17 protein-coding genes are annotated in these 20,802 nt (G+C 71.0%); 10 read left to right on the forward strand and 7 right to left on the reverse strand.

Translation table 11 applies throughout. The annotated features are described in order from the left end of the window. Positions 1–184: 184 nt before the first annotated feature. On the forward strand, positions 185–1,114 hold the full coding sequence (locus ACEN9V_RS02700; RefSeq protein ID WP_413602030.1) for a hypothetical protein: 930 nt from the start codon (positions 185–187) through the stop codon (positions 1,112–1,114). Here ACEN9V_RS02700 and ppsA read toward each other — a convergent pair. After that, positions 1,086–3,509 (reverse strand): phosphoenolpyruvate synthase, encoded by a 2,424-nt coding sequence (ppsA, locus tag ACEN9V_RS02705; protein ID WP_413602031.1) that lies wholly within the window; start codon positions 3,507–3,509, stop codon positions 1,086–1,088. The two genes, ACEN9V_RS02700 and ppsA, sit on opposite strands and share 29 nt — an antisense overlap. Positions 3,510–3,665: 156 nt before the next feature. Between ppsA and ACEN9V_RS02710 the strand changes: the two genes are divergently transcribed. Then, complete coding sequence (locus ACEN9V_RS02710; RefSeq protein ID WP_413602032.1) at positions 3,666–5,108, forward strand: helix-turn-helix domain-containing protein; 1,443 nt, start codon at positions 3,666–3,668, stop codon at positions 5,106–5,108. On the opposite strand, the gene ACEN9V_RS02715 is transcribed toward ACEN9V_RS02710, so the two are convergent. After that, the gene (locus ACEN9V_RS02715) at positions 5,075–5,818 is read right to left on the reverse strand and encodes a hypothetical protein (RefSeq protein ID WP_413602033.1); all 744 of its coding nucleotides are present in this window, start codon (positions 5,816–5,818) and stop codon (positions 5,075–5,077) included. The two genes, ACEN9V_RS02710 and ACEN9V_RS02715, sit on opposite strands and share 34 nt — an antisense overlap. Positions 5,819–5,857: 39 nt before the next feature. Between ACEN9V_RS02715 and ACEN9V_RS02720 the strand changes: the two genes are divergently transcribed. Then, complete coding sequence (locus ACEN9V_RS02720; RefSeq protein WP_413602034.1) at positions 5,858–6,739, forward strand: hypothetical protein; 882 nt, start codon at positions 5,858–5,860, stop codon at positions 6,737–6,739. A 76-nt stretch (positions 6,740–6,815) separates the two neighbouring features. Here ACEN9V_RS02720 and ACEN9V_RS02725 read toward each other — a convergent pair whose 3' ends face one another. After that, on the reverse strand, positions 6,816–7,787 hold the full coding sequence (locus ACEN9V_RS02725) for a beta-ketoacyl-ACP synthase III (protein WP_413602035.1): 972 nt from the start codon (positions 7,785–7,787) through the stop codon (positions 6,816–6,818). A gap of 133 nt (positions 7,788–7,920) precedes the next feature. Between ACEN9V_RS02725 and ACEN9V_RS02730 the strand changes: the two genes are divergently transcribed. After that, positions 7,921–8,892 (forward strand): aldo/keto reductase, encoded by a 972-nt coding sequence (locus ACEN9V_RS02730; protein ID WP_413602036.1) that lies wholly within the window; start codon positions 7,921–7,923, stop codon positions 8,890–8,892. Positions 8,893–8,960: 68 nt separating this feature from the next. On the opposite strand, the gene ACEN9V_RS02735 is transcribed toward ACEN9V_RS02730, so the two are convergent. From ACEN9V_RS02735 to zapE, 3 genes are all read right to left on the reverse strand, one after another. Then, a complete protein-coding gene (locus tag ACEN9V_RS02735; RefSeq protein WP_413602037.1) occupies positions 8,961–9,611 on the reverse strand; it encodes a tyrosine-protein phosphatase in 651 nt (216 codons plus the stop codon). Positions 9,612–9,928: 317 nt separating this feature from the next. Continuing rightward, positions 9,929–11,203: an ammonium transporter gene (locus ACEN9V_RS02740; protein ID WP_402728611.1), complete on the reverse strand. Its 1,275-nt coding sequence runs from the start codon at positions 11,201–11,203 to the stop codon at positions 9,929–9,931. A gap of 306 nt (positions 11,204–11,509) precedes the next feature. Next, positions 11,510–12,517, reverse strand: coding sequence for a cell division protein ZapE (gene zapE / locus ACEN9V_RS02745; RefSeq protein WP_413602038.1), 1,008 nt, complete (start codon positions 12,515–12,517; stop codon positions 11,510–11,512). 130 nt (positions 12,518–12,647) lie between these two features. Between zapE and ACEN9V_RS02750 the strand changes: the two genes are divergently transcribed. Together ACEN9V_RS02750 and ACEN9V_RS02755 are read left to right on the forward strand one after the other, a co-directional pair. After that, entirely contained in the window at positions 12,648–13,553 is a 906-nt protein-coding gene (locus ACEN9V_RS02750; RefSeq protein WP_413602039.1) for a sulfurtransferase, read from the forward strand. Next, positions 13,550–14,017 (forward strand): SufE family protein, encoded by a 468-nt coding sequence (locus tag ACEN9V_RS02755; protein WP_413602040.1) that lies wholly within the window; start codon positions 13,550–13,552, stop codon positions 14,015–14,017. The genes ACEN9V_RS02750 and ACEN9V_RS02755 overlap by 4 nt, the downstream gene beginning before the upstream one ends. Positions 14,018–14,085: 68 nt before the next feature. Here ACEN9V_RS02755 and ACEN9V_RS02760 read toward each other — a convergent pair whose 3' ends face one another. Next, positions 14,086–15,309: an alpha/beta fold hydrolase gene (locus ACEN9V_RS02760; protein WP_413602041.1), complete on the reverse strand. Its 1,224-nt coding sequence runs from the start codon at positions 15,307–15,309 to the stop codon at positions 14,086–14,088. Between the two features lie 23 nt (positions 15,310–15,332). Here ACEN9V_RS02760 and ACEN9V_RS02765 point away from each other — a divergent pair, with 23 nt between their 5' ends. The 4 genes from ACEN9V_RS02765 to ACEN9V_RS02780 all read left to right on the forward strand — a co-directional run bounded on the left by ACEN9V_RS02765 (position 15,333) and on the right by ACEN9V_RS02780 (position 20,658). Further along, positions 15,333–15,929 (forward strand): DUF3000 domain-containing protein, encoded by a 597-nt coding sequence (locus tag ACEN9V_RS02765; RefSeq protein WP_402728606.1) that lies wholly within the window; start codon positions 15,333–15,335, stop codon positions 15,927–15,929. Continuing rightward, positions 15,926–17,173 carry an HRDC domain-containing protein gene (locus ACEN9V_RS02770; RefSeq protein WP_413602042.1) on the forward strand — a complete coding sequence of 416 codons (1,248 nt, stop codon included), beginning with the start codon at positions 15,926–15,928 and terminating at the stop codon, positions 17,171–17,173. The genes ACEN9V_RS02765 and ACEN9V_RS02770 overlap by 4 nt, the downstream gene beginning before the upstream one ends. 108 nt (positions 17,174–17,281) lie before the next feature. Then, on the forward strand, positions 17,282–18,517 hold the full coding sequence (locus ACEN9V_RS02775) for a thiolase family protein (protein WP_402728604.1): 1,236 nt from the start codon (positions 17,282–17,284) through the stop codon (positions 18,515–18,517). Next, complete coding sequence (locus ACEN9V_RS02780) at positions 18,514–20,658, forward strand: 3-hydroxyacyl-CoA dehydrogenase NAD-binding domain-containing protein (protein WP_413602043.1); 2,145 nt, start codon at positions 18,514–18,516, stop codon at positions 20,656–20,658. Before ACEN9V_RS02775 ends, ACEN9V_RS02780 begins: the two co-directional genes overlap by 4 nt. Positions 20,659–20,802: the final 144 nt, after the last annotated feature.

Raw genomic sequence — 20,802 nt, forward strand, 5'->3', positions numbered from 1 at the left:
TGCGCAACCGTTGCACACGCGTGGTTGCGACAGAGTCGATGTCGTACGACATCGACTCTGTCGCAGGTTGCGCACGCACGAACCCTCCACAGCCTGGAGGCTCGGCTCGTCGTCCACAGATCGACTCGCCTCCGCCCCGTGGGCAGGTCACGAGCGGGATCGTTTCCGCATGCACGATCACGTCATGCAGACACCACTGATCCGCACCGCAGACCACGACAGCGCCGAACGCCGCGCGCTCCAGCGTCGTGCTCGCCGCGGCGAACTCGTCGCGGTGCGCCCGGGGGTCCTCGTCGAACCCGACGCCCTCGACGCCCTCAGACCGGAAGCGCGGCACCTGCTGCTCCTCCGCGCCACCGCCTCGATGATCCGCCCACCGCGGGCGATCTCGCACGCGTCCGCGGCGGCGGTCCACGATCTGCCCTTCGTCTCCCCACCTCCGGCAAAGGTGCAGGTCACGGATCCGCGACGGACCCACGCCGACGCGACACGGTTGACCAGCGTGCACGTCGAAGCCGATCGGACCGGCCCGGTTCCCCGGTACGCCGGCAGCCCACCGACGATGCCGACGGAGTTCTGCGGCGCGCACGTGACGGCGCTCGTCCGGACGCTCGTCGACGTCGCTGCGACCGAACCTGCATTCGTGTCGGTTCCCATGCTCGACGCGGCACTGGCTGCTCGTCAGGTGTTCCCGGAGATGCTCCTCGACGAACTCGCGGCGGCTCCGCCGAACGCCGTGCACCGTGCGCGTGTGGCCATCGAGATGGCGTCGTCACTGTCGGACTCCCCCGCGGAATCCATCGCACGGGTCCGGTTCCGGCAGCTCGGGACACCGGAACCGGTCCAGCAGCACGTCTTCGCACGACCAGGTGTTCGGCGCGCCGTCGTCGACTTCTGGTTCCCGGCGCAGGGCGTCGTCGTCGAGGTGGACGGGCGTGCCAAGTACGGGGACGGGGCTGCCGCCGCCGAAGCGCACTGGGACGAGAAGCGTCGAGAAGACTTCGTGCGCTCCTTCCCCGAGGTTCGAACGGTCATCCGGTTCAGCTGGGCCGATCTCATGGACCCGGAGGTGATCCGTGCCGTGCTCATCCGTGCTGGCGTTCCACTCCGGTAGCCAGACGCTGCCACGTCTCGACGACGCTGTCGGGGTTGAGCGACATCGAGCTGATGCCGCGCGCCATGAGGTGCTCGGCGAGGTCAGGGTGGTCGCTCGGCCCCTGCCCGCAGATGCCGACGTAGGCGCCGCGAGCACGGCAGGCATCGATCGCCATGTCGATCAGGCGCAGCACGGCCGGGTTCCGCTCGTCGAACGACTCCGCGACGATGCCGGAGTCCCGGTCGACGCCGAGGGTCAGCTGTGTCAGGTCGTTCGAGCCGATCGAGAAGCCGTCGACGTGGTCCAGGAACCGGTCTGCGTCGAGTGCGTTCGAGGGGATCTCGCACATCATCACGACCTGCAGCCCGTTGCGTCCACGGACCAGTCCGTTCGACGCCATGCGCTCGACGACGCCGGACGCCTCCTCGACCGTCCGGACGAACGGGATCATCACCCGCACGTTCGTGAACCACATCACGTCCCGCACCGTCCGGATCGCCTCGCACTCCAGCGCGAACGCTTCGGCGAAGTCGTCCGACAGGTACCGGGCGGCGCCGCGGAACCCGATCATCGGGTTCTCCTCGTCCGGCTCGTACGCCGCGCCACCGAGCAGGTGCGCGTACTCGTTCGACTTGAAGTCCGACAGCCGCACGATCACCGGCTTCGGGTCGAACGCCGCCGCGAGCGTGCTGATGCCCTCGGCGAGTCGGCGGACGAAGTAGTCCCGCGGCGCCCCGTACGCCGCGATGCGGTCCTCGATCTGCTCGCGCAACTCGGTCGGCTGATCGGCCAGGTGCAGGAGCGCCTTCGGGTGCACACCGATCTGCCGGTTGACGACGAACTCCATCCGCGCGAGCCCGACGCCCGCGTTCGGCAGCGCCTGGAACCCGAACGCCTGCTCCGGCGACCCCACGTTGAGCATCAGGTCGACGCCGAGGTCCGGCAGGGCATCGACCTCGACCCGCTCGGTGACGACGTCGAGCAACCCGGGGAACACGCGCCCGGTCTCCCCCTCCGCGCAGGACACCGTGACGGCGTCCCCGTCCGTGAGCACGGACGTCGCGGAGCCAGTGCCGACGACGGCGGGGATGCCGAGCTCACGGGCGATGATGGCGGCGTGGCAGGTGCGCCCCCCGCGGTTCGTCACGATCGCGGATGCTCGCTTCATCACCGGCTCCCAATCCGGATCGGTCATGTCGGCGACCAGTACCTCGCCCTCCTCGAAGTCGTGCATCTCGTGCGGGGATGCGAGCACTCGCACCGGACCGGCACCGATCCGCGCGCCGATCGCCCGGCCCTCCAGCAACGGTGCCCCCGTCGGCGCCGCGGCGAGGCGGTGCCGCTCGACGACACCGGCGAGGGATCGCGACGCCACCGTCTCCGGCCGGGCCTGCAGCACGTAGAGCTGTCCGTCGAGTCCGTCCTTGCCCCACTCGATGTCCATCGGGCGACCGTAGTGCCGCTCGATCGCCACGGCCGTCCGCGCGAGTTCGGTGACCTCGGCGTCGGTGAGCGAGAACCGTCGACGGTCGAGCGGGTCGGTGTCGACGAACGCGGTGGTCCGTCCGACGGCGGTGTCCTCGGTGAAGACCATCCGTGTCGCCTTCGCTCCGACGAGCCGGGAGAGCACGGCCGGCCGGCCGGCCGCGAGCGCCGTCTTCGACACCGTGAACTCGTCCGGGTTGACCGCACCCTGGACCACGCCCTCACCGAGTCCGAACGCGCTCGTGACGAAGACGGCCCGGTCGAAGCCGGTCTCGGTGTCGAGCGTGAACATCACCCCGGATGCGGCCAGGTCGGACCGCACCATGCGCTGGACACCGACGGAGATCGCGACCTCGTCGTGCACGAACCCGCGGTGCACGCGGTAGGCGATGGCCCGATCGGTGTAGAGCGACGCGAACACCTGCCGGATCGCTTCGAGCACCGACTCGACCCCGCGGACGTTGAGGAACGTCTCCTGCTGCCCGGCGAACGAGGAGTCGGGCAGGTCCTCGGCGGTGGCGCTCGACCGCACCGCGAAGCTGACACCGTCCGGCATGCCTCGAGTCAGGCGTTCGAAGGCCGCGCGGACGGACAGCTCGAACGCGATGCCGAGATCGGTCGTCGCGATCCGTTCCCGGACGGCCCGACCGACACGCGCGAGCGCTCGGGTGTCCTCGACGTCCAGGCCCTCCAGCTGCCGTGCGATCCAGTGCTCGAGCCCGGACGTCGCCAGGTGGCGGCGGAACGCAGCGGCTGTCGTCGCGAAGCCGTCGGGGACGCGGATGCCGGCGGAGGAGAGCGAGCGGATGAGCTCGCCGAGCGACGCGTTCTTGCCGCCGACCGCCGCCAGGTCCTCGAGACCGACTGCGTCGAACGACACGACGTCCACGGTCGTGGTGTTGGTTCGGGGTGCTTCGGTGATGGTCATCGGTGGCGCCTTTCGTCAGGTCGTCGTTGCACCGCCCGGTCGTCAAGACCGCGCTGTGGAAGCAGTCTCGAGGCCGGACAGCACCCGCGAGACTCGATAACGCCGTCAAGATCGGCGCTTCTTGCCGGAACGTGGAGCCACGCGTACCGTGTGCGCATGGACGACGACCTGGACCGCGCCGGCCTCCTCGGCGCCCGGATCCGCCACTACCGGACGACGGCGGGTCTGACGCTCGATGCACTCGGCGCCGTGCTCGGCATGAGTGCGAGCCGCCTCTCCCTCATCGAGAACGCACGGCGCGAACCCCGTGTGTCCGAGCTCCAGGCGTTCGCGGATGCCCTCGGCGTCGGCGTGACCGACCTGCTCCGTGACGAACCGCCGAACGACCGTGCTGCGCTGGAACTGGAACTCCGTCGGGCGCAGGCCGCTCCCGTGTACGCGACCACCGGCCTCCCGACCGTCCGACCCGGGCGGAGCCTCGGCGACGACGCCTTGCGGGCGCTGGTCGGCCTCCATCGCGAGCTCGAACGGCGCGCGTCCGAAGCCATCGCGACACCGGAGGCAGCACGGCGCGGAAACACCGAGCAGCGTGCCCGGATGCGTGAACGCGACAACCACATCGCGGAGATCGAGGCCATCGCCGAGGAGTGCGTGCGCTCCGTCGGCCACTCGTCCGGTGCCCTGACCCACCGGGAGGTGAGCCGGATGGCAGAGACCATGGGGTTCGACCTGTTCTTCGTGGACGACCTCCCCCGATCGGCCAGGAGCGTCACGGACATCGCGAACGGCCGCATCTACCTACCGCCGTCGTCGATCCCCGGCGGACACGGCCTCCGCTCGATGGCGCTGCAGGCGATGGCGCACCGGATCCTCGGGCACCGGCCGCCGCACTCGTACGCCGATTTCCTGCAACAGCGGCTCGAGATCAACTACTTCGCGGCGTGCTGTCTGATGCCCGAAGCGCAGGCGGTGGCGTTCCTCGGGCAGGCGAAGCGCGCGAAGGACCTGGCGGTGGAGGACTTCCGCGACGCGTTCGGTGTCACGCACGAAGCCGCGGCGCTGCGGATGACGAACCTCATGACGCGGCACTTCGACATGCGCGTGCACTTCCTCCGCGTCGGTGACGACGGCGCGGTCTACAAGGCGTACGAGAACGACGGACTCCCTCTGCCCGTCGACGTCACCGGTGCGGTCGAGGGCCAGGTCGTCTGTCGTCGCTGGGGTGCACGTCGCGCGGGCGACCGGGCGAACCGGACGACCGAGTTCCACCAGTACACGGACACCCCGACCGGCACGTTCTGGTGCTCGACGCAGACCGGATCGACACCGGAGGGTGGGTTCTCGATCACGTTCGGCGTGCCGTTCGACGACGCGAAGTGGTTCCGCGGGCGGGAGACGACGCATCGGGAGACCTCGCGCTGCCCGGACGAGCAGTGCTGCCGGCGGCCGTCACGAGCGCTCGAGGACCGATGGGCCGGCTCGGCGTGGCCGAGCGCGCGGCTGCACGCGCAGATCCTCGCGCCGCTACCGTCCGGCCGCTTCCCCGGGGTCGACGACGGGGAGGTCTACGCGTTCCTCGACCGGCACGCCGCATCTTGAGACACGGCGACGTCACCAGCCGCAGCGGCGCCCGCGTCAGCAGCCGCACCCGCGTCAGCAGCCGCACCCGCACCCGCGTCGCCAGCCGCACCCGGGTGGTACGCCCGCTGCCGCTCCACCACCCACGGCCCCGCCCCGACCGCCACGACCTCGCCGACCGCCAGTCGCGCACCGTGCACCCGGCCAGCACCCTTCACCACGGCACCCCGACGATCCGGATCGGGCTCCGCGTGCGTCCCGCCCCCGTCGAGCACGACGTCCCGCACCGCCACCGAACCGAGCACCTGCGCGCCGTCACCGATCCGTGCCGGTCCCTCCACCTGCGCACCGCCGAGGACGCGGCCCCCGGCCCCCACCACCACGTCGGCACCGTCCGAAGCGGTGATCGTCACGGCACCCGGCCCGATCTGCGCACGCGCACCGATGCGCACCGCGCCGCCGTCCGCGACGACACCGACCGCGCCGGGTCCGAGCCGGGCTCCTGCCCCGACCTCGACACACCCGGACCCGCGGGTCTCGAGCACCACGCCGGGGTACAGCACGACGTCGTCGGCGAGCACCACGCCGCGGCCGACGAGCACCGACCCGGGATCGAGGACCATGACGCGGGGCGCGAGCGCAGCGGTCTCCTGCACGGTGAGGAACCCTGCGGCACGACGGACCTCGTCGAGCGCGTGTTCCGGAGACGAGGCATGCACGGGGTGGTCCACCCAGCGAGCCTCCCACATGCCCGGCGTAGCGTGGCTGCCATGGCCCCGAAGCAGAACCACCAGTCGGACCAGGCGATCGTCCCGCTCCCCCAGGCCCCGGTCGACCGGACGGCGAGCGCGGAGGTCTCCACGACGACGAGCGCGAAACTCCCGACCACCGCGAAGGGCTGGGAGCGCTGGCTCGACCGCCTCCTCGACGTGCAGCGCCCCGTCGTCGTCGCCCATGTCAACGGTGTCCGACGCCGCCACCCCGACGCCTCTCCCGCAGAGGTCATCCAGATCCTCGAGCGGCACTACCTCACCGCTGTGACCTCCGGTGGCGCCGCCGTCGGTGCGAGCGCGGTGATCCCGGGCATCGGCGTCGCCGCGAGCTTCGGCTTGACCGGCGTGGAGACGATGGGCTTCCTGGAGACGACGGCACTCTTCGCACAGTCGGTCACCGAGGTGCACGGCATCGCCCTCGACGACCCCGAGCGCTCACGCACCCTGGTGATGGCGATGATCCTCGGCACGCCGGGCACGCAGCTCATCAAGCAGCTCGCCGGACAGGCCGCCGGTGGCCAGGCACGCACGGCGTTCTGGGGCGAGATGGTCACCTCGTCGATGCCCAAGCAGGTCGTGAGCGGGATCGGCGGCCAGGTCCGGGACATGTTCATCAAGCGGTTCGCCGCACGACAGGGCACGTCGATGCTCGGTCGGGCGCTGCCGTTCGGCATCGGCGCTGCCGTCGGTGGGCTCGGCAACCACGCGCTCGGCCGTCGGGTCATCCAGGCCTCGCGGACCGGCTTCGGTCTGCCGCCGGCGCACTTCCCGATCGTCCTGCAGCAGCAGGAGCCGAAGCAGCGTCAGCTGCCGTGGCGCCGCCGTGGCGGGAGCTCGGACGCGCCGCAGGAGAGCAAGCGGACCGACACCGCGCTCTGAACGCGACCGGACGGCGGACGGGAGGCTCGTGGCGATCCCGCCACGAGCCTCCCGTCCGCCGTCTGCACAGTCCCGGTCAGCGGGCGCGGACCGGCGTCATCACGACCTGCCCAGCGTGGGCGAACCCGCCGCCGAAGCCGAACAGCAGCGCCGGGACGCCCTCGGGGAGGTCCCCACGCGCCCAGGCCTTCGACAGCCCGAGCGGCACGCTCGCGGCCGAAGTGTTCCCCGACTCGACGACGTCCCGGACCACGAACTTCGATTCGCCACCGAGTGCTGCGACGAGCGGCTCGATGATGCGCAGGTTCGCCTGGTGGAACGCGAACACCTGAATGTCGTCCATCGTCAGCCCAGCCTGCTCGACGACACGGCGGGCGTGCCCCTCGGCCTCGGTGATGGCCCAGCGGTAGATGGAGCGGCCCTCCTGCGAGAAGCGCTCCGGCGTCCCGGACACGAGCACCGCCTGCTCCAGGTGCGGCACGCTTCCCCAGGACACGGGCCCGATCGACGGCGTGTCGGAGACACCGACGACCGCCGCACCGGCTCCGTCGCCGACGAGCACGCAGGTCGACCGGTCGGTCCAGTCGACGATCCCGGACAGCAGCTCCGACCCGATCACGAGCACGGTGTCGGCCGAGCCGGTGCGGATCGCCTGGTCGGCGAGGGCCATCGCGTACTCGAAGCCACTGCACGCGGTGTTGATGTCGATCGGCGCTGGGCCGTTCGACATCCCCAGCGCCGCGGCGACCCGACCGGCCGTGTACGGCGCACGGTCGCGGTGGGTGGTCGACGCGACGACGACGAGGTCGACGTCGGTGGGCTCGACCCCGGCGTCGGCGAGGGCGGCACGACCGGCCTCGGTCGCCATCGACGTGACGGTGTCGTCGGGCCCGGCGATGTGTCGCGTGCGGATCCCGGTCCGGGTCACGATCCACTCGTCGTTCGTATCGACCATCGTCGAGAGTTCGTCGTTGGTGAGGACGCGCGAGGGCTGGTGGTGGCCGAACCCGAGGATCCGGCTGCCGCGCAGCGGTGCAGGGGTGATCATCTCCCGCACGTTACCCCTCCCCGCGACCCCCGCATTCCCCCGCCGGAATACACGTGGAGAACTCGGGACGGGGTCCGTGACCGGTACTCGCAGGGCCTCTCACGGTCCGGCCGTGGCGGCGTAGACACGATCCATGGACTACACACACCTCGGACGGACAGGGTTGTCGGTGTCGCGAGCAGTGCTCGGCACGATGAACTTCGGACCGGAGACCAGCGAGGACGACTCGCACGCCATCATGGACCGGGCGCACGAGCTCGGCGTCAACTTCTTCGACACGGCCAACGGCTACGGCGGCTCGGTGGGCAAGGGTGCCACCGAGGAGATCATCGGCCGCTGGTTCGCGAAGGGCGGCGGCCGACGCGAGAAGACCGTCCTCGCCACCAAGGTCTACGGCGACATGATCGACTGGCCGAACGGCGGGAAGCTGTCGGCGTACAACATCCGCCAGGCCCTCGACGCGTCGCTTCGACGTCTGCAGACCGACCACATCGACCTCTACCAGATGCACCACGTCGACCGTGACACCCCCTGGGACGAGATCTGGCAGGCGATGGAGATCGCGGTCGCGCAGGGCAAGGTGCTCTACGTCGGCTCGTCGAACTTCGCCGGGTGGCACATCGCGCAGGCGCAGGAGGCCGCGAAGCACCGCAACTTCCTCGGACTCGTCAGCGAGCAGTCGATCTACAACCTCGTCGTCCGCGACGTCGAGCGCGAGGTCCTGCCGGCCGCCCGCCACTACGGCCTCGGCGTGATTCCGTGGTCGCCGCTGCAGGGCGGTCTCCTCGGCGGCATCATCGAGAAGACCGAGCAGGGCTCCCGGCGGCTGAGTGGCCGGAGCGCCGAGTACGTCGAGGGGCACCGCGACCAGCTGACGGCGTACGAAGCGCTCGCGAAGGACCTCGGCCACACCCCCGGCGAGCTCGCACTCGCGTGGCTGCTGCACCAGCCGGGCATCACGGCGCCGATCACGGGACCGCGCACGATGGAGCAGTGGGAGTCGGCCGTCAACGCCGTCGACATCCGTCTCGACGAGTCGGCGCTGACGCGCCTCGACGAGATCTTCCCGGGGCACAAGACCTCGCCGGAGGACTACGCCTGGTGAGCTGAACCACGGACGGGAGGCTCGGTGCACGTCGGACGCGCACCGAACCTCCCGTCATGTGGTCGCGTTCAGAGCGCGCGGATCTCGTCGTCCGTCAGCCCGATCCACCGCAGGTAGTCCTCGACGCTGCCCCAGCGCCGCTCCAGGTGCCCGATGACCGTCGTCATGACCTCCGGAACACAGCGCTGCGCTACGGCAGTCGCCTCGGGGTCGGTGCTCACCGCGCGTTCGGCGGCGAACCGCTCCGCGAGGCCGTCCGCGCTCGCTGCGTAGTCCTCGCCGACGCGGTCCACGGACGCTCCCCACAGCCGGGCCAGCAGGGCGCTGATGACTCCGGTGCGGTCCTTCCCCGCTGAACAGCAGACCAGCACGTCTCCGTCGGCGTCGGCGATCGCCCGGAGTGCGTCTGCGATCCCCGTGCTGTGCCGGGTCAGCCAGTCGACGTACTGCTCCTCGAGCTGCACGGCGTCCGCCCCTGACTCGACGGTGGACGGGTCGAAGAGCGGCACGCCGCGATAGCCAGGATCGCTCGCGAGGGGATGCGGGACCCGCGCGATCTCGTCGTCCCGTCGCAGGTCCACCACGGCGACCCCGGTCGGGTACACACTCGCGGGGAGGTCCGGCTCGGTGTTCGCGCGGTACACCCGGCGCGCGCGGCCGTCCTGGAACCCAGATCCCCCGACCTCGCGGAGGTTGGTCAGCATCGACGTCGTCGTCATGCTGCCACCCTCCCACAGCACGCGCTGGCGCCCGCCCGCACCGCGCGCCGCCCGCCCGCACCGCGCGCCGACCGACTCGGAACGACGAAGTCGCTGTCGTACGACGACGACCGTGTCGCTCCTTGCACACGCCGTCATCCGCGGGTGTGAACGGACGACAACGCCGCTGTCGTACGACAGCGACGAAGTCGTTCCGAGTCGACAAACACCCGCACGCACCCCCATGCACACCCGCACCCGCACCCCACCCCACCCGCACCCCCACGCACGACGACGGCCCCCGCGCGGACGCGGGGCCGTCGTTCGAGAGGGTCGAGCTAGCGCACGGAGACCGGGGTCTCGTCGCGCTCCTCGTAGAGGACGTAGCCCTCTTCGCCGTGGACGGCCGTGTCGATGCCGGCGACCTCGTCCTCGGTCTTCACGCGGAAGCCCATCGTCTTCTCGATGATCCAACCGATGATGAAGGCCAGGACGAACGAGTACGCACCGACCGCTCCGGCGGCAGCGGCCTGCTTGCCGAGCTGCGCGAACGAGCCCGAGTAGATGAGGCCGGTGTCGTTGGCGAAGAAGCCGAGGTACAGCGTGCCGACGATGCCGCCGACCAGGTGCACACCGACGACGTCGAGCGAGTCGTCGAAGCCGAGACGGTACTTCCAGTCGATCGCAAAGCAGCAGATGATGCCGGCGATGAAGCCGAGCAGGATGCCCCAGCCGGGGGTCAGCGCTGCACATGCCGGGGTGATCGCGACGAGACCGGTGACGGCGCCCGATGCGGCACCGATCGACGTGGCCTTGCCGTCCTTGAGCTTCTCGACGAGGAGCCAACCGAGGATGGCGGCGGCCGGGGCGGCGAGGGTGTTCACCCAGGCGATCGCGGCGATGCCGTCAGCAGCGCCCTCGGACCCGGCGTTGAAGCCGAACCAGCCGAACCAGAGGATCGCGGCACCGAGGAGGACGAAGGGCGGGTTGTGCGGCTTGTGCGCGCCCTTGGCGAACCCGACACGCTTGCCGAGGACGATCGCCAGCGCGAGACCCGCCGCACCGGCGTTGATGTGCACCGCGGTCCCACCGGCGAAGTCGATGACGCCCCACGTGGCGGCCCAACCGGAGGTGAGGTTGAAGACCCACGAGGCGACGGGGAAGTAGACGACCGTGACCCAGACGCCGGCGAAGACCATCCACGCGCCGAACTTGGCACGGTCGGCGATCGCGCCGGAGATGAGGGCGACGGTGATGATCGCGAACGTGGCCTGGAAGCCGACGAACGCCATCGAGGGGTACGCGGCGTGGATCGTCGAGGCCTTGGCCTCCTCGAACGCCTGCCCGAGGCCGATCTGGTTCCAGTCGATGCTGAAGAAGCCGACCACGCCGGAGACCGCGGTACCGTCACCGTGGTTGGCGAAGGCGATCGCGTAGCCGTAGACGACCCAGAGGACGCTCACCAGTGCGATCGCCCCGAAGGACATCATCATCATGCTGATGACGGACTTGGCCTTCACCAGTCCGCCGTAGAAGAACGCCAGGCCGGGTGTCATGAACAACACCAGCGCTGCCATCACCAACACGAAGGTCGTGTTGCCTTGATCAAGCATGTCTCACCTCTCGATTGCAGTGCGGTCACCACGTCGGCGGTGCTTGCTGTGCATCGGGGCACCGACGTGTCCGCCTCGGGTAGGACAGAGTCTGGCGAGGTGACGTTTCGCGAGGGAGCACGATGTGTTTCGCGGGTGTAACGCGACGGGTTGCTTTGTAAACGTCGTGTTACCGGGGCCTCTCGACCCCCTGGACGGGGGCCAGGAGTTCGCGCAGTCCGTCCGGACGGTGCCCGACAGGCGTCGCGCAACCCGCCCTGGAGGCCCGGCGCGGCCCCGTTGCGGTCGTTCTGGTGAGCGGGTGGCTCAGTCCACGGCGCGGGTCAGGGCCACCACGCGGCTCGCGGCACGCAGGTACTTCTTGCGGTACCCGCCGTCGAGCATCGACGAGGGGTACACGGCGTCGAGCGGCGTCCCCGACGCGACGATCCGCACCTGGGCGTCGTACAGCCGGTCGACGAGCGCGACCCAGCGGAGCGCGTCGGTCTGGTCGGTGAACGCCGCGACGTCGGTGAGGCCGACCGCGTCGAGCCCGTCCACGAGCGCGACGTACTTCGACGGGTGCACGGACGCCAGGTGCGCCACGACGGCGCGGAAGTCGTCGAGCGTGACCTCGCCGGACGACGGCAACGACGACGACACGTCGGACACGACCGCGGCGGACTCGTCGACCGCGCGTCTGCGGTAGTCGAGGCCGTCGATCCGCATCGTCTCGAAGCGGTCCGACATCGCCTGGATCTCGCGGAGGAAGTCCTGTGCGGCGAAGCGCCCCTCGCCGAGGGCCCCCGGTGGCGTGTTCGACGTGGCGGCGAACCGCGTGCCGGACTCCGTCAGCTCCTTGATGAGCCGCGTCATGACCATGGTGTCACCAGGGTCGTCGAGCTCGAACTCGTCGATGCACACCAGCGAGGTCCCGCGGAGCAGGTCGACCGTGCCCTGGAACCCGAGCGCACCGACCAGCGCGGTGTACTCGATGAACGTGCCGAACGTCTTCCGGCCGGGTTCCGCGTGGTAGGCGGCGGCGAGCAGGTGGGTCTTGCCGACACCGAACCCGCCGTCGAGGTACACGCCCGACTTCGGCGCGGTGTCCGTCGCCGCAGCGCGTCGGCGTCCGAACAGCCCACGCTTCGCCGGCTCCGGTCGGGTCGCGACGAACGACTCGACCGCGTCGCGGACCGCTGCCTGCGACGGGTAGTCCGGGTCGGGGCGGTACGACGCGAACGACGCGTCCGTGAACTGGGGTGGGGGCACCAGCGCCGCGGCCATCTGCTGTGGGGAGACCGATGGGTCGCGGTCGACCAGGTGCTGGGGCATGCAGTGCCTTCCGGGAAGCGTGTCGTGCGGTGTCACGTTGCATCGGGGACGAGGTACGTCCGCGTACCGTTGCTCCCGACGCCGAGCACCGATCCTAGTCCGGCGCCACCGCACCCAGGAGGTAACCACGATGACCGCACCGGTCGACCCGTCCGCCGAGTTCCGCGCCTACGCCCACCCCGAACGACTCGTGTCGACGGCATGGCTGCAGGAACAGCTCGACGCCGGTACGCAGGACCTCGTGGTCGTCGAGTCCGACGAGGACGTGCTGCTCTACGAGACGGGGCACATCCCCGGCGCGGTGAAGATCGACTGGCACACCGACCTCAACGACCCGGTGCAGCGCGACTACATCGACGGCGAGGCGTTCGCCAGGCTCGTCGGCGGCAAGGGCATCGGCCGCGACACCACCGTCGTGGTCTACGGCGACAAGAACAACTGGTGGGCCGCGTACGCCCTCTGGGTCTTCGAGCTGTTCGGCCACGAGGACGTCCGGCTCCTCGACGGCGGCCGCGCGAAGTGGATCGCCGAGGACCGTGCACTCACGACCGACCGCACCGAGGTCGCACCGGTCGAGTACCCGGTCGTCGAGCGCGACGACACCGTGGTCCGCGCCTTCAAGGAGGACGTCCTCGACCACCTCGGCAAGCCGCTCGTCGACGTCCGCAGCGCACCGGAGTACAGCGGCGAGCGGACGACCGCACCCGACTACCCGGAGGAGGGCGCCCTGCGCGGCGGGCACATCCCGACCGCGGTGAACATCCCGTGGGCGACCGCCGCGGCTCCGGACGGCACGTTCAAGCGCCGTGACGACCTCGACGCCGTGTACCGCGACGGCGCCGGCATCGGCGCCGACGACGAGGTGATCGCCTACTGCCGCATCGGCGAGCGGTCGAGCCACACCTGGTTCGTGCTGCGGTACCTGCTCGGGCACGAGAACGTCCGCAACTACGACGGCTCCTGGACGGAGTGGGGCAGCGCGGTGCGCGTGCCCATCGTCCAGGGCGCGGAGCCGGGTACCCTTCCGAACCGATGAGCACCGAACTCCCGGAACCCACACTCCCCCGCGCCCTCGCCGAGATCCGCGACGACTTCCTCGAACTGTCCCAGGCCGACCGGCTGCAGCTGCTCCTCGAGTTCTCGAACGAGCTCCCGGCGCTGCCCGAGCGACTCCGAGGACACGAGGACGAGCTCGAGCGCGTCGAGGAGTGCCAGTCCCCCGTCTTCATCACGGTCACCGTGGGTGAGGACGGCGACGCACCTGACATCGTCCGCATGCACGCGACCGCACCGCGCGAGGCGCCGACGACCCGCGGGTTCGCCTCGATCCTCGCGCAGGGCCTGTCCGGCCTGACGGCCCAGCAGGTGCTCGCGGTGCCGTCCGACTACCCGCTGACGCTGGGCCTGTCCGAGGCGGTCAGCCCGCTGCGGATCCGCGGCATGGTCGGCATGCTCGGCCGGGTGCAGCGCCAGGTGCGCGCGCTGGTGGCGGTGCGCTGAACGCGAGCGAGCGCGGACGGGAGGCCCGGTGCCAGCTGGCACCGGGCCTCCCGTCCGTCTCGGGCCGACTACCGGGCGGTGGTCGCGTTCTGCGGCCGGACCACCTCGGTGAGCCACGCGAGGATGCGGGCGTCGAACCAGTCGGCGTCGTGGTTCCAGAGCTTGGTGTGCCGCGCGACGTGCGCGACCTCGAGCCGGACCAGGTCCGGCCGCGCCTGCGCGAGGGCGTGCGAGGCGGACGACGGGACGAAGCCGTCGTCGTCGCTGTGCAGCAGCAGGATCGGGACGGTGAGCTCGTCCGCCCGCGCGACCATGTCGAGCTCCCGGAGGTCGACCGGGTGCCGCAGGCCGGCGAGCCGGTGCAGGACCGGCGTCCGCAGCACGCGCTGGGCGACCTTCCGGACCACGCGCGGCAGCCGCATCGCCTGGCTCTGCGACTTGAGGACCGCGTGCCAGTCGACCACGGCCGACTCCAGCACGACGCCGTCGACGAGCCGCGCGAACGACGACCGCAGCAGTGTCTGCAGGACGACCGCGCCACCCATCGACCAGCCCATCAGCACGACGCTCGTCGCGCCCTGGCCGTCGACCCAGCGGAGCGCGGCGTCGATGTCCTCCCACTCGGTGGACCCGAGACCGTAGCGACCGTCGACGCTCTTCGGGGCGACGCCGTCGTTCCGCCACGAGGCGAGGAGGACCGAGTAGCCGGCGGCGCGGAACACCGGGACGGCACGGATGGTCTCGGCGCGGGTGACGCCGCGACCGTGCACGAGGACCGCCCACGGCGCGGCAGGGTCGTCGGCACGGACGACCCACGCAGGCGCCGGACCGTTCGGCGTCGGGACGTCGATGTCCTCCACCGGGACGTCGAGCTCGCCTGGGGTGAGGTAGAACCAGCCACCCCAGCGGCCACGACGGGCACTGGTGGGGTCGCCGGCGTCGACGGCGATGATGCTGCGGGTGACCGTGGTCGGGGTGGTCCCGAGGACGTCGCCGACGCGCATGTGCCCGGTGCCGCCGCCGAACCAGAGGCTGTAGCGCCCCTGCAGCTCGGTGTCGGGCGTCCGCTCCAGCGTCACGGTCTTCCGGACCGGGTCGACGGCCACGATGGGCACCCGTTCGGTGCGCTTGCGGTCGGGGGTGACGACCATCCGGGCGATCGCGGCGACGAAGCCACCGACCACCGCGGTCCCGACGGCGGCGGCCGCGATGCCGGCTCCGAGGGCGAGGAGTCCGGCCGACCTGGCGGTGTCCTGGACCGGCTCATCGGCGGGTCGCGCGGAACGGGACATGGTCCGGAGCCTAGTCTGCATTCGTGTCCGAAACCCGAGAGCCCGAGGCCTTCGCGCAGCTCCGCGCGTTCGTGTCATCGGGCGGGACCCGCACCGAGACGACGGTCACCGAGATCCCGTCCCCCAGCCGCATGGCCCCGTTCTCGATCGCCCTCGCGGCGGACGTCTCCGGGGCAGCACACGGGGTCGACTCCGACCTCGGCACCGGGCGGTTCATCGCGCTGTACGACCCCGCAGAACCGGAGGGCTGGCACGGGCCGTTCCGCATCGTGACGTTCGCGCAGGCCCCGCTCGAACCGGAGATCGGCGTCGACGAGTTCGTCGCCGACGTCACCTGGAGCTGGCTCGTCGACGCACTCGAGGCGCACGGCGCGGCGTACGACCACGCTTCGGGCACCGCTACCAAGATCATCTCCCGCGGCTACGGCGAGCTCGCGGCCCAGGGCGACGGCGCACAGCTGGAGCTCCGGGCATCGTGGACCCCGCACGTCACGGACGTCGACGGCACCGACCTCGTCGCGCACGTCGAGGCGTGGGAGGAGATCGTCGCCATGCTCGCAGGACTGCCCCCGTCGTCCGACGGCGTGACGCTGCTCGGCCCCAGGAGGCTCGCGAAGTGACTGACCCCGTACCGAACCCCGTCGTCCCCTCGTTCGAGGAGGGACACGACGCGGTCAAGGTCATCGAGTCGCGTGCGGACTACCTCGACGCGGTCGCCGCGATCGCGTCCGGTCACGGCCCGGTCGCCGTCGACGCCGAGCGCGCCAGCGGCTACAAGTACTCGCAGCGCGCCTACCTGATCCAGGTCTTCCGCCGGGGCGCCGGCGCGTTCCTCTTCGACCCCATCGCGATCGGCTCCTTCCCGGAACTGCAGGACGCGATCGTCGACGAGGAGTGGCTCTTCCACGCCGCGTCGCAGGACCTGCCGTGCCTCCGCGAGGTCGGACTCGACCCGTCGCGCATCTTCGACACCGAGCTCGGCGCCCGCATCGCCGGGTTCCCCCGCGTCGGCCTCGGCGCCGTGGTGGAGCAGCTCCTCGGCATCACGCTCGCGAAGGCCCACTCCGCGGCCGACTGGTCCACCCGACCGCTCCCGCAGTCCTGGCTCGTCTACGCCGCGCTCGACGTCGAACTGCTCCCCGACCTCCGCGACGCCCTCGCCGCGAAGCTCGAGGAGTCCGGCAAGACCGAGATCGCCCGGCAAGAATTCGACGCGGTCCTGCACCGGGCGCCGAAGCCCCCGCGTGCCGAGCCGTGGCGCCGCCTGTCCGGCATGCACGCCCTCCGTGGACAGCGCGCCCTGGCGATCGCCCGCTCGCTGTGGGAAGCCCGTGACGCCTTCGCGCAGGAGACCGACGTCTCGCCGGGTCGCACGATCCCGGACTCCGCGATCGTCGCCGCTGCCGCGGCCGCTCCGGAGACCCGCAAGGACCTCGCCGCGCTGAAGGCGTTCACCGGCCGCGCCAGCCGCTCCGAGCTCGACCGCTGGTGGGCCGCGGTCGACGCCGGGCGGACGACCGACGACCTCCCGCGACTCCGGGGCAAGGGGGAACCGACCCTCCCGCCGCCGCGTGCGTGGGCCGATCGCAACCCGGAGGCCGACCGCCGGTACAAGGCGGCCCGCGCCGCGATGACCGCCCGCGCCGAGGAACTCGACCTGCCGCTCGAGAACCTGCTCACGCCGGACACCCTCCGCTCCATCGCGTGGGAGCCGCCCACACCGGCCACTGCCGAGGCGGTCGCGGCGGCGCTCGTCGCGCTCGACGCACGGCCCTGGCAGGTCGAGGAGTCCGCGTCGCGGATCGCCGACGCCTTTGTCGCAGCCGGACAGGAGTCGTCCACCGAGGATCCTGCCTCGTCGTAGGAACCGACCAACCGAGGTGCGTCTCCCCAGCCGTGGGGCATAGCGTCGGTTGCGTCGTCGGGGTGCGCCCCGACCAGGGCGGGACGACCCGATCGTCCGGCTCGATCGATGTTGATCTTCTGGAGGCCAGCTTTGCCAAAGGCATCAGACGTCGTCTTCGTTGACGGCGTGCGGACACCGTTCGGACGTGCCGGGGAGAAGGGGGTGTTCTGGCGGACCCGCGCCGACGACCTCGCGGTGCACGCGATGCGGGGTTTGCTCGATCGGAACGCGTCACTCGACCACGCGGCCGTCGACGACGTGGCGGTCGCTGCGACGACGCAGCAGGGCGACCAGGGCCTCACCCTCGGACGCACCGTCGGCATGCTCGCCGGCCTGCCGAAGTCCGTGCCCGGCTACGCCATCGACCGCATGTGCGCCGGCGCGATGACGAGCGTCACGACCCTCGCCGGCGCGATCGCGTTCGGCGCGGCCGACATCGCCATCGCCGGAGGTGTCGAGCACATGGGACGCCACCCGATGGGCTTCAACTCCGACCCGAACCCGCGGTTCATCGCCGAGCGCATGGTGAACGCCGACGCACTGGTGATGGGCAAGACCGCCGAGCGACTGCACGACCGGTTCCCGGCGATCACGAAGGACCGCACCGACGCCTACGCCGTGCAGTCCCAGCAGCGGTACGCCGCCGCGTGGGCCGCCGGCAAGCTGCAGCCCGACCTGGTGCCCGTCGAGGTGAACACCGGCGAGGGCTGGGACATCGTCTCCAGCGACGAGCCGCCCCGCCCGGGGACGACGCTCGAGGCACTCGCGGCGCTGAAGACCCCGTTCCGACCGCACGGCCGGGTCACCGCAGGGAACGCCGCGGGTCTCAACGACGGCGCGACGATGAGCCTCCTGGCCTCCGACGCCGGCGCGAAGCAGTTCGGGCTGGAGCCGAAGATGCGCATGGTGTCGTTCGCCTTCGCGGGCGTCGACCCCGAGGTGATGGGCGTGGGTCCTGTCCCCGCGACGGACAAGGCACTCGCCAAGGCCGGGCTGTCGATCGACGACATCGGCCTGTTCGAGATCAACGAGGCGTTCGCCGTGCAGGTGCTCGCCTTCCTCGACAACTACGGCATCGCGCAGGACGCCACGAACGTGAACGCCTGGGGCGGCGCGATCGCCGTCGGGCACCCGCTCGCATCGAGCGGCGTCCGCCTGATGACCCAGCTCGCGGCGCAGTTCGCCGAGCGTCCCGACGTCAAGTACGGCATCACGACGATGTGCATCGGGCTCGGCCAGGGCGGAACCGTGATCTGGGAGAACCCGCACTTCAGCAAGTCAGCGGCACGGAAGGCGGCATGACCATGACCCTCGTCGACAACGACCGACTGCTCGCCCTCTCCGAGGACGAGGTCGTCACGCACTCGTACCTGAAGCACGTCGCGCTGCCGTCCGGCGGCACGCTCGGGCTCATCACGCTCGACAACGGCAAGGACTACAAGCGTCCGTCGACGCTCGGGCCGCGCACCCTCCACGAGCTCTCCGGTGTGCTCGACACGCTCAAGACCGAGGCGGCCGCCGGCACCGTGCAGGCCGTCGCCGTCACGGGCAAGGAGTACTGCTTCGCCGCAGGGGCGGACCTCTCCCAGGCGGCGTCCGTGCCGTCGCGGGACGTCGCCCACGACCTCGCGGCGCTCGGGCACGCCACGCTCCGGAAGTTCGGCGACCTCGGCGTCCCGTCCTTCGCCCTGATCAACGGCATCGCGCTCGGCGGCGGTCTCGAGATCGGACTGCACTGCACCTACCGCGCGTTCTCCTCGGCGGCGCAGGGCATCGGCCTGCCCGAGGTGTTCCTCGGCATCATCCCCGGCTGGGGCGGCGCGACGCTGCTCCCCCGCCTGATCGGTCCGGAGAAGGCGCTCCGCGTCATCGTCGAGAACCCGTTGAAGAACAACCGGCTGATGGACGGCCCCGCCGCGGTGGAGCTCGGCATCGGCGACGCGCTCATCCCGTCGGTGACGTTCCTGCCGTCCGCCGTGGCGTGGATCGACGGCGTCGTGTCCGGCACCACGAAGGTCGTCAGGAAGAACGAGCCCGGCGTGCTCGAGAAGGCCGCGTGGGGCACGGTCGTCAAGGTCGCCCGCTCCCAGGTGGCGTCGAAGATCGGCACGGTGCCGAAGTCGCCGTTCCGCGCGCTCGACCTGGTCGCTGCGGCGAAGTCCGGCTCGCTCGACGAGCGGTTCGCCGGCGAGGACGACGCCCTCGCCGACCTCATCTCGGGCGACCAGTTCGCGGCGTCGATGTACGCGTTCGACCTCGTGCAGAAGCGAGCGAAGAAGCCCGTCGGCGCACCGACCGACGTCGAACCGAAGAAGATCACGAAGGTCGGCGTCCTCGGCGCCGGGCTCATGGCGTCGCAGTTCGCGCTGCTCTTCGCCCGCCGTCTCGGCGTCCCCGTGGTCATCACCGACGTCTCGCAGGAGCGCGTGGACGCCGGCGTCGCACGTATCCGCTCCTCCGTCGACGAGCTGCTGGCGAAGGGCCGGGTCTCGCAGGACGACGCCAACCGGATCAGCGCGCTCGTCAGCGGTTCGGTGTCGTACGACGCGTTCGCGGACGCCGACTGGGTGATCGAGGCCGTGTTCGAGGAGATGTCCGTCAAGCAGGACGTGCTCGCCGCCATCGAGAAGGTGATCGCCCCCGATGCGATCCTCGCCACGAACACGTCGTCGTTGTCCGTCGGGTCCATGGCGAGCGTGCTCGAACACCCGGAGCGCCTGGTCGGGTTCCACTTCTTCAACCCGGTGGCCGTGATGCCCCTGGTCGAGGTCGTCCGCGCGTCGCAGACCTCGGACGAGGCCGTCGCCACGGCGCTGGCCGTCGCGAAGACGCTCAAGAAGACGGCGATCGTCACGGCCGACCAACCGGGCTTCGTCGTGAACCGAGTCCTCGCCCGCGTCCTCGGCGAGGCCATGCGCGGCGTCGAGGAGGGCACGCCGTTCGAGGTCGTCGCCGAGGGTGCTGCACCGCTCGGGCTGCCGATGTCCCCGTTCGAGCTGCTCGAGCTCGTCGGCCTGCCGGTCGGTGCGCACGTGCTCGACTCGCACCACGCTGCGTGGCCGGAGCGCTTCTACCCCGGCGACGGACTGAAGCGGATCGCCGAGTTCGGACACATCCTGACGCGGGACAAGAAGGGCAACGCGACGGGCTACGACCCCGCTGCCGTGAAGCTCGTCGCACCCGCGAAGAAGGACGCGAACGCCGTGGACGCAGGCACGATGCAGCAGCGCTTCGAGGACGCCCTCGCCGACGAGCTGCACCGCATGCTGTCCGACGGTGTGGTCGAGCACGTCGAGGAGATCGACCTCGGGCTGATCCTCGGCGCTGGGTACCCGTTCCAGGCCGGTGGGATCAGCCCGTCCCTCGACCGCTCCGGTGCGTCCGAGCGCGTCTTCGGCGGCACGTTCCACGACCCGCTGATCGTGGGCCCGGCCTCCCGCTGACCCCGCCCGCGCCGCCCGCGGCCTGCGCCGCCCGCGGGCCGCGCGGTTCGCACAACCAAAAGCACGTCGCACCACGCGATTCCGTGGTGCGACGTGCTTTTGGTTGTGCGGCGGCCAGGCGGCCGGCTGACGGGCGCCCGGAGC

This window comes from Curtobacterium sp. Curtsp57, from assembly GCF_047324335.1.
Taxonomy (GTDB): domain Bacteria; phylum Actinomycetota; class Actinomycetes; order Actinomycetales; family Microbacteriaceae; genus Curtobacterium.

Coding starts and splice junctions, on each gene's coding strand:
- ACEN9V_RS02760 (WP_413602041.1), bottom strand. CDS start 15,309: ATGTCCCGTTCCGCGCGACCCGCCGATGAGCCGGTCCAGGACACCGCC.
- ACEN9V_RS02775 (WP_402728604.1), top strand. CDS start 17,282: ATGTTGATCTTCTGGAGGCCAGCTTTGCCAAAGGCATCAGACGTCGTC.
- ACEN9V_RS02725 (WP_413602035.1), bottom strand. CDS start 7,787: ATGATCACCCCTGCACCGCTGCGCGGCAGCCGGATCCTCGGGTTCGGC.
- ACEN9V_RS02755 (WP_413602040.1), top strand. CDS start 13,550: ATGAGCACCGAACTCCCGGAACCCACACTCCCCCGCGCCCTCGCCGAG.
- ACEN9V_RS02710 (WP_413602032.1), top strand. CDS start 3,666: ATGGACGACGACCTGGACCGCGCCGGCCTCCTCGGCGCCCGGATCCGC.
- ACEN9V_RS02740 (WP_402728611.1), bottom strand. CDS start 11,203: ATGCTTGATCAAGGCAACACGACCTTCGTGTTGGTGATGGCAGCGCTG.
- ACEN9V_RS02730 (WP_413602036.1), top strand. CDS start 7,921: ATGGACTACACACACCTCGGACGGACAGGGTTGTCGGTGTCGCGAGCA.
- ACEN9V_RS02700 (WP_413602030.1), top strand. CDS start 185: ATGCAGACACCACTGATCCGCACCGCAGACCACGACAGCGCCGAACGC.
- ACEN9V_RS02735 (WP_413602037.1), bottom strand. CDS start 9,611: ATGACGACGACGTCGATGCTGACCAACCTCCGCGAGGTCGGGGGATCT.
- ppsA (WP_413602031.1), bottom strand. CDS start 3,509: ATGACCATCACCGAAGCACCCCGAACCAACACCACGACCGTGGACGTC.
- ACEN9V_RS02780 (WP_413602043.1), top strand. CDS start 18,514: ATGACCATGACCCTCGTCGACAACGACCGACTGCTCGCCCTCTCCGAG.
- ACEN9V_RS02750 (WP_413602039.1), top strand. CDS start 12,648: ATGACCGCACCGGTCGACCCGTCCGCCGAGTTCCGCGCCTACGCCCAC.
- ACEN9V_RS02720 (WP_413602034.1), top strand. CDS start 5,858: ATGGCCCCGAAGCAGAACCACCAGTCGGACCAGGCGATCGTCCCGCTC.
- zapE (WP_413602038.1), bottom strand. CDS start 12,517: ATGCCCCAGCACCTGGTCGACCGCGACCCATCGGTCTCCCCACAGCAG.